Source organism: Flavobacterium helocola (genome assembly GCF_038289885.1).
Lineage (GTDB): Bacteria > Bacteroidota > Bacteroidia > Flavobacteriales > Flavobacteriaceae > Flavobacterium > Flavobacterium cheniae.
In genome coordinates this window covers 166,608-179,848 of sequence record NZ_JBBYHT010000005.1, presented here as the reverse complement: position 1 = coordinate 179,848, position 13,241 = coordinate 166,608, and the positions used below count along the sequence as shown (strand labels likewise).

10 protein-coding genes are annotated in these 13,241 nt (G+C 32.6%); 5 read left to right on the top strand and 5 right to left on the bottom strand.

What is annotated here, in order from left to right:
* From AAEO58_RS11175 to ribD, 3 genes are read right to left on the bottom strand one after another with little or no spacing between them, the layout of a single operon-like run.
* The gene (locus tag AAEO58_RS11175; RefSeq protein ID WP_341683461.1) at positions 1 to 861 is read right to left on the bottom strand and encodes an EamA family transporter; all 861 of its coding nucleotides are present in this window, start codon (positions 859 to 861) and stop codon (positions 1 to 3) included.
* A gap of 4 nt (positions 862 to 865) precedes the next feature.
* Positions 866 to 1,468, bottom strand: coding sequence for an HAD family hydrolase (locus AAEO58_RS11170; protein WP_341683460.1), 603 nt, complete (start codon positions 1,466 to 1,468; stop codon positions 866 to 868).
* Positions 1,461 to 2,504, bottom strand: a complete 1,044-nt coding sequence (gene ribD / locus AAEO58_RS11165; RefSeq protein WP_341683458.1) for a bifunctional diaminohydroxyphosphoribosylaminopyrimidine deaminase/5-amino-6-(5-phosphoribosylamino)uracil reductase RibD — start codon at positions 2,502 to 2,504, stop codon at positions 1,461 to 1,463. Before ribD ends, AAEO58_RS11170 begins: the two co-directional genes overlap by 8 nt.
* 218 nt (positions 2,505 to 2,722) lie before the next feature.
* Between ribD and AAEO58_RS11160 the strand changes: the two genes are divergently transcribed.
* Both AAEO58_RS11160 and prmC read left to right on the top strand, forming a co-directional pair.
* Positions 2,723 to 3,202, top strand: coding sequence for a GNAT family N-acetyltransferase (locus AAEO58_RS11160; protein WP_341683457.1), 480 nt, complete (start codon positions 2,723 to 2,725; stop codon positions 3,200 to 3,202).
* A 4-nt stretch (positions 3,203 to 3,206) separates the two neighbouring features.
* Positions 3,207 to 4,058, top strand: a complete 852-nt coding sequence (prmC, locus tag AAEO58_RS11155; protein ID WP_341683456.1) for a peptide chain release factor N(5)-glutamine methyltransferase — start codon at positions 3,207 to 3,209, stop codon at positions 4,056 to 4,058.
* A gap of 238 nt (positions 4,059 to 4,296) precedes the next feature.
* Here the strand turns inward: prmC and AAEO58_RS11150 are convergent, their stop codons facing one another.
* Positions 4,297 to 5,538 (bottom strand): ABC transporter permease, encoded by a 1,242-nt coding sequence (locus AAEO58_RS11150; RefSeq protein WP_341683455.1) that lies wholly within the window; start codon positions 5,536 to 5,538, stop codon positions 4,297 to 4,299.
* Between the two features lie 246 nt (positions 5,539 to 5,784).
* On the opposite strand from AAEO58_RS11150, the gene hisS reads away from it, so the two are divergent.
* From hisS to AAEO58_RS11135, 3 genes are all read left to right on the top strand, one after another.
* Entirely contained in the window at positions 5,785 to 7,155 is a 1,371-nt protein-coding gene (gene hisS / locus AAEO58_RS11145; RefSeq protein WP_341683454.1) for a histidine--tRNA ligase, read from the top strand.
* Between the two features lie 506 nt (positions 7,156 to 7,661).
* Complete coding sequence (locus AAEO58_RS11140) at positions 7,662 to 8,009, top strand: hypothetical protein (RefSeq protein WP_341683453.1); 348 nt, start codon at positions 7,662 to 7,664, stop codon at positions 8,007 to 8,009.
* A gap of 17 nt (positions 8,010 to 8,026) precedes the next feature.
* Complete coding sequence (locus AAEO58_RS11135) at positions 8,027 to 8,539, top strand: MepB family protein (protein WP_341683452.1); 513 nt, start codon at positions 8,027 to 8,029, stop codon at positions 8,537 to 8,539.
* Between the two features lie 42 nt (positions 8,540 to 8,581).
* Here the strand turns inward: AAEO58_RS11135 and AAEO58_RS11130 are convergent, their stop codons facing one another.
* Complete coding sequence (locus AAEO58_RS11130; protein ID WP_341683451.1) at positions 8,582 to 13,162, bottom strand: DUF8202 domain-containing protein; 4,581 nt, start codon at positions 13,160 to 13,162, stop codon at positions 8,582 to 8,584.
* Positions 13,163 to 13,241 lie beyond the last annotated feature (79 nt).

Sequence of the window (13,241 nt, the reverse complement as noted above, 5' to 3'; positions counted from 1 at the left end):
TTAATAGGTAACTAAATAAAGGGCGAATAAAGCTAATCCAATTCCGAATGCATTGCGAAGCGAAATTTTTTCTTTAAAAAAAAGAATGCCTACAAAAGTAGAAACAATTACAATAGCAATGTTGTGAATCGTAAATAAAGTGGCGCTTTCAAACGCTTTAGCTTCTAACATTTTTACTAAATAGTATAGAGAAAAGAAATTGGGTAAACCCAATGCAATGCCGCCTAAAATATTTCTTCCTGAAAATTTAATTTTTCCTCGAATGGTTAGGAAAAGTATCGTTAGTATTCCAACACTAAAAGCACAGAAGAAGGTGACAGATGAAAATAAACCAATTTGATTTGCAGGGACGTGAAAGGTTTGTAAATATTTCAAACTTGAATCTATGGTTCCTGCTCCAATAAAAACTAAAATTGGGAAAAGTAAATTATTAGCTTGTTGTACTTCTCCAGTTTCTTTTTTGGAAGTGAAATAAACGGCAATTAACGCCAAAAGTATTCCGATAATCTTAACGAAACCGAGAGATTCATTATATAAAATAACCCCTAGAGTAATTGGAATAATCACAGACATTTTAGAAGCAACTGAAGCAACCGAAAGTCCGTTTCTTTGAGATGTTAATGTTGTGGCATAAAAAGTAGATATAAAAACAAATCCCAAAAGAATACTTCCTTTAAACCAATCATGAGTGATGATTTCTTTTGGAGCAAGACTATTATCTAAAAAGAACAATCCCACTAAAAAAGCAACAAAGTAATTTACGACTAAAGCCTGTAATGCATCAATATTAAATCGGGCAAAGAGTTTAATAATAACAAAAAGAACAGCATTAAATACAATGCTCAGTAATAAATAAATCACGGTGTTAAATTAATTTTTTATCAAAAAGTTCCACTACATCATCAATGCCTGGTTGTAAATTCCAAACTTGAAAACCTAACTTTTCAGCCATATCAGTGTTTTCTTTTTTGTCGTCTACAAATAATGTTTTTTTAGGATTCAAATTATGATTGTTAATCACGTATTTAAACGCATTTTCATCGGGTTTACGAATTCCGATTTCGTATGAAAAGTATACTTTTTCAAAACAACTATAAAAATCGCGAGCAAAAGTTTGGCCTTCGTTGTGCTCAAATTTTTCAATGTGTGTATGATCGGTGTTGCTCAACAAAAACAATTTGTATTTTTTAGAAATCATTTGCAAAAATTCCAATCTATATAAAGGGAAATCACCTAAAATGGAATTCCAAGCAGCTCTAATTTCTGATAAATCTGCATTTGGTAAATGTTTTTGAAAACCTTGCATGAATTCGAGTTCGTCAATTTTTCCAATTTCGTACTTTTTATTCAAAGCATCCAAATCGTCATGCCAAGCGGTTAAACCTAATTTTCTAAATTCGGTATCAATAGCTTGTTTGTTTAAATCGATAAAAACATCGCCAAAATCAAAAATAATTGCTTCAATCATAATTCTTGAAAATTTTAAGTTCATCATTCATTATGTCAAAACCAGCAACCGGATTTCCGGAAATAATAGGGGCTGTTGTGCCGTTTTGAAATGTTGTTTGTCCTTTAAAAACTCTAGCTTCATCCCATAAATTTGCATCTATGAATGATTGTAGAGTTGTATTTCCTCCTTCAATAATAACCGATTGTATTTCGTTTTTATACAAAATGTCACAAATTGAAGAAGTTAGGTGGATATCAAAGATAGCATTTTCATAGATACAATTTTCAGTTGAAATGAAATTTTCACTTTCGGTAATAAAAATTGTTTTTTGCGAATTGTCTTTTACGTGATAGTTTTCCGAAATCTTACCTGATTTATCTAATACAATTCGAATTGGATTATTTCCTGAAAAATCACGCGCATCTAATTTTGGATTGTCGTCTAAAACGGTATTGGTTCCAACTAAAATCGCTTGTTCTTCAGTACGCCATTTGTGAACCAATTGTCTGGAATATGGATTTGTAATCCAAACGGGAGCTTTTTCTTCTTTCGAAAGTGGAGCAATAAATCCATCAGCAGTTTCTGCCCATTTCAAAATAATATAAGGTCTTTTCTTTTGATGAAAGGTAAAAAATCGCTTGTTGAGTTCGTTACATTCGTCTTCTAAAATACCAACGGTTACATTTTTGCCACTTTCAACTAATTTCTTGATGCCATTTCCAGCTACTTTCGCAAATGGGTCAACGGTTCCTACTACAACATTCGGAATTTCATTAGCAATAATTAAATCACAACACGGAGGCGTTTTTCCAAAGTGACTACAAGGTTCTAAACTTACATAAATCGTGGCTTCTTTTAATAGCGATTTATTTTTAACCGAATTCACTGCATTTACTTCCGCATGAGGTTCGCCTGCTTTTTTGTGCCAACCTTCACCAATAATCCTACCTTCGTGTACAATCACACTTCCTACTAACGGATTTGGATAAGTAGTTCCCAAACCATTTTTGGCGAGTTCAATACAGCGTTTCATGTAAAATTCGTGCGTCGTCATGATACAAAAGTAGTATTTTTAAGAGGAAAAAAATAAACATATAAGTCATATAATTTTTAAAATGTTTAAGAAGTTAATTAACAAGTTCGTATAAGCTTTTAATTTTCTTTTGTGAGCTTTTTAAATCTTTCGAAAAGGTAAAAAAAAACTTAAATGACTCATATGTTTAAAAAAATCTCAAGTTAATTTATGTAATTTTACCCAACAATAAAAATGCTATGCTAATTAGAGAAATCCAACAAAAAGATGACGAGTCGATTGCTAAGGTAATTCGTGATATTTTTCATGAATTAGATGCGCCAAAAGTAGGAACGGCTTATGCAGATCCTATTTTAGATACGTTATACGAAGTCTATCAAGCCCCTCGTTCTGTTTATTATGTAGTGGAACATGATGGAAAAGTTGTTGGTGGTTGTGGTGTTGCGCCTTTAGAGAATGCAGATGTTTCGGTATGTGAATTGCAAAAAATGTATTTTGCTCCCGAAATCAGAGGAACAGGTTATGCAGAGAAAATCATTGAAAAGTGTTTAGAATTCGCCAAAACTCAAGAATTTGAAATTTGTTATTTAGAAACCTTATCTTTTATGACAACCGCTCAAAAATTATACAAACGAATAGGTTTTGAAAATATCGATGGTCCAATGGGAAATACAGGACATAATAGTTGTGAAGTTTGGATGACGAAGAAATTAGTTTAAAATTATGCTACTAAAACAATACAAAATCCATTTTTTCAATTCACTGAAAAACATTCAAGACGAACAAGAAATCGAAAGTTTCTTTTTTATCCTGACAGAGTATTTACATAATTTGAAACGAGTAGATGTCGCTTTGAATCCAAATTTTGAAATTTCCGAAAAAGAAGTTGAAAAGTGGAATGCCATTTTAGCTCAATTACAACAAGATAAACCCATTCAGTATATCACTGGCGAAGCTTGGTTTTATGGCTTGCAATTTGAAGTCAATGAAAACACTTTAATTCCAAGACCAGAAACAGAGGAATTAGTGGAGTGGATTTTATATTCACCCATCATCAAGCATCCATCACCCATCAATATTTTAGATATCGGAACCGGTACAGGCTGTATTCCTATTTCATTAAAAGTGAATTTACCACAAGCAAACGTTTCAGCAATTGATGTTTCCGAAAAAGCATTAGAAGTAGCAAAAAGAAATGCAACAGCAAACAAGGTTGAAATAAATTTCATTCTAACTAACATTTTAGAAGTTGAAGATTTGAATCAACATTTTGATATCATCGTATCAAATCCACCTTACGTTCGTAATTTAGAAAAACAAGAAATAAAGAAAAATGTCTTGGACTACGAACCGCATTTAGCTTTGTTTGTAGAAGATACCGATGCACTACTTTTTTATAGAAAAATTGCGCAATTGGCTCTAAAAAACTTAACTCCAAACGGATTATTATTTTTTGAAATTAATCAATATTTAGGAATAGAAACGGTTGAATTACTTGAAAATCTAGGTTTCAAAAATATCGAATTGAAAAAAGATATTTACGGTAATGATCGAATGATAAAATGTTCAATTTAGGTTTGTAGTACAAAGTTTCACAAAGTTTTTTCACAAAGTCCCACGATGATTTAATTTCGTTTGGTTTAATTCCTCGAAGCTCTGCTTCGATTTGTTTTTTTTGCCACAGATTCACTGATTAAAAGGGATTTTTCAAAATCTGTGAATCTGTGGTGAATATTTATCTAATACCTCTAGTAGTTTATTTTAAAAACCTTGTGAACCTTGTGCCTTCTTTGTGTTTCTTGTGGTTAACTTTTTATTCGTATCTTAACGCTTCCACTGGATCTAATTTAGAAGCTTTTATTGCAGGATATAATCCAGAAACAATCGTTACAATAAACGTTGTGATGAAAGCAGCAATAATCGCCATCCAAGGAATTACAAAGTCAAAACCAATGGCTGATGCAATGACAAAACCAATCAGAATTCCTAATAAAATTCCAACAATTCCACCTAATTGGCCAATTACTAATGTTTCAGTAAAAAACTGCCATGCAATTGTGTTTCGTGTTGCGCCAAGTGATTTTCTTACTCCAATTTCACGTGTTCTTTCAGTAACCGAAACTAACATGATATTCATCAACGCAATTGAAGAACCAAAAACGGTAATAATTCCAATTACCCAAGCCGAAATTCCTAAAACTGCGGTATTAGAAAGTAAGGTTTGAATCAAATCATCACTACGCTCAATACCGAAATTTTCTTTTTCTACGGGACTCAATTTACGAACTCTTCTCATGGTGATAATGGCATCATCAACCGCTTCGTCTAACAAGCCTTCGTTGGTAACCATTACGTCTAAATCGTAGTTGATATTTGGAGCAGAGAATAAAGAACGCGCTACTTGTGTTGGAATCAAAACACGTAAATCTTGACTATTTCCAAATGTTGAACCTTTCTCTTTTAAAACTCCAATTACTTTGAATTTAGCACCACGGATCGAAATGGTTTTATCAATCGGATTGATATTTTCAAACAAACCTTTTTCAAAATCCGAACCTAAAACACAAACATAATTGTTATTTGAAATATCAAACGAATTGAAATTTCTACCTTTTACAACTTCTAAACCTTTATTCGGACAAAAATTTTCATCCACACCCACAACTGAAATTTCGGGATCAGTTTTCTTTTCACCATATTTTACTTCAATAGCTGAACCAGCCGTAAACGATAGGGAAGTAGTAGTAAATGGAAAACTAAATTTATCTTGAAATGATTTGGCTTCCGGATAGCTGATGATAGGATTGACACGTTGTTCGGTGTCGTTTTGATTGATTTCAGAGGAAAGATCGTACTGACTTATCGAAAAAGTATTGGCTCCCATAGAAGCAAAATCTTTCAAAATAGTATTCTCTAATGCTGAAACCACTGTTAGAATTCCAACTAAAGCCGTAATTCCAATAGCAATAATCATAACCGTTAACGAAGTACGCAAAGCCTGACTTCTAATGGAATCAAGCGCAATTTTTGTATTTTCTTTAAATAATCCTACCATGACTATAAGACTACATATTATTTATTTTGTTACATATTTAAAGTGAGAAATTTGTCAGTTCGAGCGAAGTCGAGAACTTTTTAATGAACGAATCTCGACTTCGCTCGATTTGACAATCAGAAAACAGCAACTTGAATTTTGAAATGTTTGATTTGATTTTTTATACTGCCGAATATGTTCGATATTTGCATTGCAAAAAATCAGAATTGTCTTATTGACACATTTTCAAATTGACACATTACAAAAATGGCACAAAAACCAAGCATACCAAAAGGAACCCGAGATTTTTCACCCGCAGAAGTGGCAAAACGCAATTATATTTTCAGTACGATAAAAACCAATTTTGAAAAATTTGGATTTCAACCTATTGAAACGCCTTCGTTTGAAAACTCAGAAACCTTAATGGGAAAATATGGTGAAGAAGGGGATCGTTTGATTTTTAAAATTTTGAATTCGGGAGATTATTTGGCTAAAGCGGATGCTACTTTATTAGAAAATAGAGATAGTTTGAAGTTAACAAGTCATATTTCTGAAAAAGCCCTTCGTTACGACTTAACTGTTCCTTTTGCACGTTATGTGGTGCAACACCAAAACGAAATTGAGTTTCCGTTCAAGCGCTACCAAATTCAACCCGTTTGGCGTGCCGATAGACCTCAAAAAGGACGTTTCAGAGAGTTTTATCAATGTGATGCCGATGTGGTGGGTTCGAATTCACTTTGGCAAGAAGTGGAGTTGGTGCAATTGTATGACTCGGTTTTTAGTCAGTTAGGTTTAGGTGGCGTTACCATTAAAATTAACAATCGTAAAATATTATCTGGAATTGCTGAGGTAATTGGTGCTTCGGATAAATTGATTGATTTTACGGTAGCGTTAGATAAATTAGATAAAATAGGTGAGGACGGCGTGAAAAAAGAGATGTTAGAAAAAGGCATTTCGGAAACAGCGATTGAAAAAGTACAACCGTTGTTTAATTTCACTGGAACCATCAACGAAAAAATAGAAAAATTAGCGAATTTATTAGCGAATTCAGAAGAAGGAATGAAAGGTGTAAACGAGTTGCAATTTATTTGTGATAACGTTACGACTTTAGGTTTGCAAACCGCTTTCTTGGATTTAGACGTGACGTTAGCACGTGGTTTAAATTATTACACAGGTGCCATTTTTGAAGTCGCTGCGCCAAAAGGTGTAGCTATGGGTTCGATTGGTGGCGGTGGTCGTTATGATGATTTGACCGGTATTTTCGGATTGAAAAATATGTCGGGTGTAGGAATTTCATTTGGTTTAGATCGAATTGCTTTGGTAATGGAAGAAGTTGGTTTATTTCCAGAAGCTGTTTTAGCGACTTCAAAAGCCTTGTTCTTAAATTTTGGTGACAAAGAAGCTTTGTATTCGATGAAAGCCATCGGTAAATTGCGTCAAAAAGGAATCAAAGTTGAGTTATATCCTGATAAATCAAAAATTGATAAACAATTCAAACACGCCGATAGAAGAGGAATTCCATTTGCAGTAATTGTAGGAGAATCGGAAATTGAGCGTGAAGAATTTGGCTTGAAAAATTTAGCTACTGGCGAACAACAAAAAGTAAATTTTGAGACTTTAGCTACTTTATTGAAATAAGTAATTTACACAGAGATTCTCCGAGTTTTTTTTGACTTGGATTGCGTTGATTAGAGATACACAGAGCGTTTCACTTATTAATATTAAGAAAACAGATTTGTAGAATTTGAATAATCTTAAAATAACTTTGCGTTCTTTGCGGAAAACTTTGCGACTTTGCGGTTAAAATTTACACAGAGATTCGCTGAGTTTTTTGACTTTGATTGTGTTGATTAGAGATACACAGAGCGTTTTATTTAATGATATATGAGTTGTCACTTCGAGCGAAGTCGAGAACTAATGGAAATGTTTTATACAGAGATTCGCCGAGTTTTTTTTGAATTTGATTGCGTTGATAAGAGATACACAGAGCGTTTCACTTATTTAATAAAAGAGTTGTCACTTCGAGCGAAGTCGAGAATAAATGGAATTTTTTATGTTGATATTCAATGAATTGGATTTAAGTTTGTAATTGATTTTGCCCTTGAATTTGATTTTTGCCCTTGAACTTGTAATTGATTTTTGAAATGAATGTAGACGACGAAGCTAAAAAAGTAATTTGGTCACTTCAGAACAATAAACGTACTGAAGCTGAACGAAATGTGTTTCAACCCACAGGTAAAAAACCGATGAATAAAAACTTAGTTTATATTTTGTCGGCGATTGGAATTACTTTTTTGATGAGTTTCGCTTTGTCAAAATTCTCTAAAGAAACTACCCAATTTTGTTTTTTGATTGAGAGTTATTGCTTCAATTCAACTGAAAATCCAATTGCTTACACATTTTATATTTTCATGAATCTTTGGATTTTAATTTTAGGAATTGGAATTGCTTATTTGATTGGTAAAAAGTTAGGTGATCGATTCAAAATTTAGAAAAAATTATTCTATTAATGGCGACAGAAAGTTTTCAAACCGATTTGCAACTTGCTGAAAAATTACTTTATAACGAATGTGGTTTTCAACTTCAAAATCTTATTTGGAATTCAGAAAGCACTAATTATCGAGCTTGTTCTTTTGAATTGAACAACTATAAAATTCAATATCGAGTTGCCAATATCACACCTACAAAAATTGGACAATTTGTTGCTATTTGGAAACGAAACAACAAAGGTATAACAGCTCCTTTTGATGTTACTGATTCGTTAGATTTTATGATTATTTCGGTACGAGATTCAGGAAATTTTGGTCAATTTATCTTTCCAAAATCGGTTTTAGTTTCCAAGGGGATTGTTTCTCAAAATGAAAAAGGAGGAAAGCGTGGCATTAGAGTTTATGCGCCTTGGGATAAACCAGAAAATAAGCAAGCAATTAAAACTCAGGCTTGGCAGCTTCCATATTTTGTTGTAATTAAAGAGAACTCACTAATAGATTTAGAAAAAATAAAACGGATACTTTCGTTTTAAAAAAGTATCCGTTTTAAATGCTCTATTCTTTATTTTCTAAAATTATTTAATGATAATTTTTTCACTAAAATAATTGCCATCATTAGTTTTAATTTTTACAATATAAATACCAGTTTCAACATTTTTAACTTGTAATTTGATGTTGTTATCAGAACTGTCTACTTTCCAGTGATTGATTTTTTGTCCTAATATTGAAAACAAAGTAACTTCTTTAATTTTGGTGTTTTTAGAATTTACAATTTCCAAATGTTGGCTTTCTGAATTGAAAAATACTATATTTTGATTGTTTTCGAAGTCGTTATTTGAAAGCGTTTGATTAGAAAATCGTAATGAAAATCGATCGCTAATTTCTCCTGCAGGAAGTACTAAACTGAAATTTGATAAACGAATGTCGTTATAGCTATCATTTGTGTTGTCATGAATGTAAATAGGTTGATTTAAATCAAAATTTTCTACACCTTCAAGCATGAAATTTACGGTTCCTGTTTGACTTGATTTTACCGTTAATGGATAAGTTGCAGATGAATTAAAACTACCAACACCTTGAATTACTAATTTATAATTCTCTAATTTGAAATAGATATCGTTTGTTTGAACATCTATTACTTCTCCGTCGTAGCCATTATTGTAATTATGGTCTGCGTATTCATTCATGAAACCTATTAGTAATTGACGATGAGAATTATTACTTCCTGTATAGCCTAATCGTATTTTTGAAAATGTATCAGTAGTAGTGAAATCATCATCGTTATTGTTGTTATGATTTGAATTTATTGCGTTTCTAAATATTTCATTAGAATTTTCGCTATTCTCTTTTACAAAAGTACGTTGACTATTTTGAAAAATAATTTGACCACCAGTAACACTTCCTTTAACAAAAAAGCCTTGTGTAACAGGTATAAATCTACCTGGAATTTTCGTGCTTGTTCCTAATCCACTAATTAATGGAGGCGATACAGGAGCAACACCACCGACTAAATTTCGGGTTGCGTAACCTCCTTGATATCCTGCAAGGTTATGCGTATTATTTGAAGCATAATGTTCCCAAAAGTAAAGCGTTCCAGTGATAGAAATTATATTATCATTAATAAATTCATTAGCATCCAATGCAGAAGGATATGGATTTCCTATCAAGTTAATATTTGCTAATCCAATATAAATACCACTGTGATTTATTGTGCCATTATTAGGTTTTCCAGTGAAAACATAATTTTGAGGTGTTGCATTTCCACTCCCTTTCATAGTAAATGCTTGTCCAGTTTGCAGATTTGAGTTTTCATTGATTTGTTGCCAATTAGCATATTCGGATGTTAAATTTGTAAATTTATACAACCAATATCTTGCTAATCTCATAGGGTTTCGAGTACTGTTAAAGCCTGAAATCCATGAAATTGATTGCGGTGAAGCTGGATTTGTTCCATCTTTTAACACATTTGCAATAGTAAATCCGGTATTGTTTTCAGTTGTACTTGAAATGGTACTAACAGGAGATGACCAATAATTATAATTGTACAAGTTCCCAGTTCCTTGTTGGTCTCTTTCTAATGTTCCTGTTCCGCTTGGATCTAAATCGGAATTAGATGTTTGAATTAATTGAGATTTTCCTTCTAAATCAATTTTTCCGTTTATTTTTAAGTAATGTGAAATTTCTAATTTTGAATCATTGCTAATTTTTAAGGTATTGTTATCGACAATTACTGCTAATAACGTTTTATTTCCTGAAGAAGTTATATTATGAGTTGTTTTAATGATGTTCCAATCTATTTTTGTAGCAACATTATTAATAGTTAGTGAATTGTTAGGGTAATACATTGTCCCACCATTAGTCCAAGTGCCGTCCGTTTCCCAATTGCCATCAGCAAGTGAAACATAAGGTAAAGGAGCAGTTTGTGTTTCAATAGTATATAAATTACTATTATTTAAACTTCCTCTAAACTTCTTGCCTGAAACTTCATTTAAATAAGTTCCTATGTAATTATTCATATTGAAATAAGCGAAAATTCCTGTTGTCCAAGCTTTCGTACCAATATCATTTTTAGAAATTGAAGCAGGAATAATTTTACCTTTAACTTTATTATCAGTGCCTTGTTCAATTTCTTGATTCATTATGAACCGAATTTCATTTACAGATAATGCAGAATTCCATATTCGAACTTCTTCAATTTTCCCACGGAAATAATCTACAACACTACTTTCATTTATGTAGCGACCACCAATGGTAAAAACATTAGTCATGTCGGTACGAGCGTTCATGTTACTTTGAATATCTAAAACACCGTCAATATATAAACTCCCTACATTTGAACCATCAAGTGTAAAAGTTACATTTCGCCATTGATTAGTTGATAAAGTAGTATTGCTTACTATTTCTGACATAGTAGTGCCATTGTGAAAACGCATAACTAATTTATTAGCATTATTTATTAAGAAATGATACCCAGTTTCAGAAGCCCCTTTTTTAGCAACAATTGTTTTATCGTTATTTGAAGTGTTTGAACCCTCGCAATCAATCCATGCTGAAACTGAAAATGCACTTGAAACGCTAGTTACATCGTTACATCGGATAAAGTCATCTGTACCATCAAATTTAATATGTCTTGAAGCAATTACTTCTTCTGCCACGCCAAGTTTCATGTATCTTGTTCCATTAAAATTATAAGTAGCTTCTAAATTTGAACTAACCGTTTTTAAAAATACAGTTTCTACATTGGTCGTGAAATTAGCATCGTCTGCGAAAATTAATACATAATCACTAGTTCCTGTTAAAGCAGGTAATGAACTCACTGAAGAAGTTGGTAATGAAATTTTTACAATTCCAACATCTGTGGTAGCTCTTTCTACAAACTTCCAAGTTCGATTGGTTACACGTGTTGAAGTGGTTACCAAACTACTCCCTAAATTAACTTGTATTGGCAAAGTCATCTCTGTTAAAGGTAATAAGTTACTACCCCAAACCAGATAATCTTTATCAGCAGCAAATGTGTTGGTATTTAAAACATTTGTTGAGTAAATATCACGTAGACCAATAGTCAAAAAACTTTCAGGATCTATACTCTTACTTTGTTTTTGATTTAAGCCAGTACTATCGTCTCTACCAATTGCGGCCACATTGTAAGTATAACCATTACTTATTGTGTTGTTCCATAATGCTACACCATTAGAGTCTACAAGTTCACCAGGAACGTGCGGTAAACTGATAGCAGGCACAGGAAAAAGTCCAGGATTAATTCCATATTTAATAGACAAATATGATTCTATTTTCTTTCTATCTGAGTCGGATTTTCTTTCTGAAAACATCATAATTTCCATCACATCACCATTAAAACTAGGACCAAAGAATTCACTTCGTCCAATCCAGAAACGCGAATTTAAAATTTGTTTAAAAGTACCTGCATTAACCTCTTTCATCAACGTAGGGCTAAGTGTAACACCTAAATCAACTCCATCTAAGTATAAATTCATCCCAGTTCCAGCAGCATTCAATCGAGCATTAAAAATAACAGGTCGGTCATAGGTAATAGTACTTGAAGTTATGGCTATTCCATAATTGGTTAGAGCACCTTGATTATAAGCGGCAATATTTGCCACTCCTGCACCATATCTTGCCGAAGTATTGTTAATGGATAATCCAGTTACATCTTGAGATGCTGCAATTTCTATAAAATCGTCTCCCATTAAAACATCTTGAGCAGAATAGGCAGAACTTACAGGTGTTCCCGGATTTATAACAATAAAAATATCATGATTATAGAAACCTTGTCGAGAAAACATTGATTTTGTTCCATCAAAGTTTACCACAGGATTGAAATTTACATTACTGGTAGTGTTGTTTTTGTATAATGGTCTTGTAGTAGTTGTTCCTGTAGCATTTGTCCAGCTAGTGTTAATTCCAGTAGCATTTGGCCAAGAGTCAATAGGAGCGTCATTTGCTAAAGCTGATAAACTCTGTGGTTTGTACCAAACTTCTAACTTGTTAAAAGCGCTATAGCTAGGATAAGTTTTTGCTGTAATGGAATAACCTATGATTTTGAAGTCATCAATTGCAACACCTCTGTAAGAATTGTTGCTACTGTCAGATCTAAATTGAATTGCGAACTTTATATTGTTTTTATTGTCAAAGCCTTGTGAAGGTAAGTCAATGCTAGCCGTAAACCAAGTGTTTCCTGGGTTACCACTCCATGCTCTTTGGTCGGCTCCAAATGCTGTAACATTTGTTCTTGTGTACCAATTTACCGCTTGATCGTTTTCTTTTCCTAATGTTCGCCAAGTTACTCCATCGTCTGTGGAAAATAAAATTTTTATACCATCATAATCTAGTTCGGTTTGAAAATTATACTTTAAAGACAATGTTAATCTTTCATAGCCAGTTAGATTAATTGTTGGTGTGATAGCTGACGTATTTAAATTATTTGCATAACCTGCAAGATATAGATATGGAGCTGTAACACCTGTGGTAGTAAAATTAGCGTGGTTTGATCTTGTAAAACTTCCTAAGGTAAATGCATTATTGCCTGTTCCGCTTGAATAATCGGCATTAAAAATAGTAGTTTGTGCTTTTATTTCTATCGCTATTAGCAGAAATAGAAATAACATTTTTTTAGTTGTAGTTTTTTTAACTTTCATATTCTGGGGTTTTAGGATTCTTTTTTTAAATTATTTTTTTAGTACAATTTTGAATGAATATTAATAAAAAATGAGAGCA

Excerpts from the sequence above, each read along its gene's own strand:
- AAEO58_RS11170 (WP_341683460.1), bottom strand. The coding sequence starts at position 1,468 with ATGATTGAAGCAATTATTTTTGATTTTGGCGATGTTTTTATCGATTTA.
- ribD (WP_341683458.1), bottom strand. The coding sequence starts at position 2,504 with ATGACGACGCACGAATTTTACATGAAACGCTGTATTGAACTCGCCAAA.
- AAEO58_RS11160 (WP_341683457.1), top strand. The coding sequence starts at position 2,723 with ATGCTAATTAGAGAAATCCAACAAAAAGATGACGAGTCGATTGCTAAG.
- prmC (WP_341683456.1), top strand. The coding sequence starts at position 3,207 with ATGCTACTAAAACAATACAAAATCCATTTTTTCAATTCACTGAAAAAC.
- AAEO58_RS11150 (WP_341683455.1), bottom strand. The coding sequence starts at position 5,538 with ATGGTAGGATTATTTAAAGAAAATACAAAAATTGCGCTTGATTCCATT.
- hisS (WP_341683454.1), top strand. The coding sequence starts at position 5,785 with ATGGCACAAAAACCAAGCATACCAAAAGGAACCCGAGATTTTTCACCC.
- AAEO58_RS11140 (WP_341683453.1), top strand. The coding sequence starts at position 7,662 with ATGAATGTAGACGACGAAGCTAAAAAAGTAATTTGGTCACTTCAGAAC.
- AAEO58_RS11135 (WP_341683452.1), top strand. The coding sequence starts at position 8,027 with ATGGCGACAGAAAGTTTTCAAACCGATTTGCAACTTGCTGAAAAATTA.
- AAEO58_RS11130 (WP_341683451.1), bottom strand. The coding sequence starts at position 13,162 with ATGAAAGTTAAAAAAACTACAACTAAAAAAATGTTATTTCTATTTCTG.